The sequence below is a fragment of the Mesorhizobium sp. M1328 genome (assembly GCF_040318075.1).
GTDB lineage: Bacteria > Pseudomonadota > Alphaproteobacteria > Rhizobiales > Rhizobiaceae > Mesorhizobium.
Map to the genome: position 1 here is coordinate 1 of NZ_JAMYLO010000086.1, position 592 is coordinate 592.

1 protein-coding gene is annotated in these 592 nt (G+C 59.1%); it reads right to left on the bottom strand.

Features of this window, described 5'->3' with window-relative positions; translation table 11 throughout:
• Window positions 1–239: 239 nt before the first annotated feature.
• Window positions 240–592, bottom strand: a 353-nt coding sequence (locus tag NKH23_RS34485) for a transposase (protein ID WP_353036815.1), incomplete at its 5' end; no start/stop codon positions are given.

A 592-nucleotide genomic window follows, 5' to 3' on the forward strand; every position in this document is an offset into this window, starting at 1 on the left:
GAGGTTGTCTAATCGCGGTGGGGACGTCAAGTATCTTCGCGCTCGGAGATGCGTTGGCCGGGTACACGGTTGTCTTCGCGGTCAACATCGGTCGCCGCATGATGGAGCTTCGCGGGACGAGCCTTCAATGTGGACGACGCACTTTGCTGAGTCAGCAGTGCAACCCCATCAGCGGAATGGCTCGGCTCACGTCCCGGCAGGGACGCCTCAGGCGTTCAGATTCTGAACGCTATCCGGATTTACGCTGTGGCTCCTGCATTCGGATTAAAGAGCTCGCCGGTTTTAAGCATCGAATGCATTATCACCGCCAGTTTGCGCGCCACAGCCACGGCGGCTCGTTTGAAGCCGATCCTCTCCCGGAGCTGGAGACCCCATGTCCGCAGGGTGCTCTCGGTTGAGCTACGCGTCAGAATAACCGACGCCGCTTCGTAGAGAAGCCCTCGCAAATGGCGGTCGCCGCGTCGGGATATATGGCCGTCATAATCGACTTCTCCGGATTGGTAGCGGCGCGTCGTTAGGCCTATCCAGGCGCCAACAGATCGGGACGTCTTGAAGTTGCCCGGATCTTCAATGGCAGTGGCGAATGAGGTTG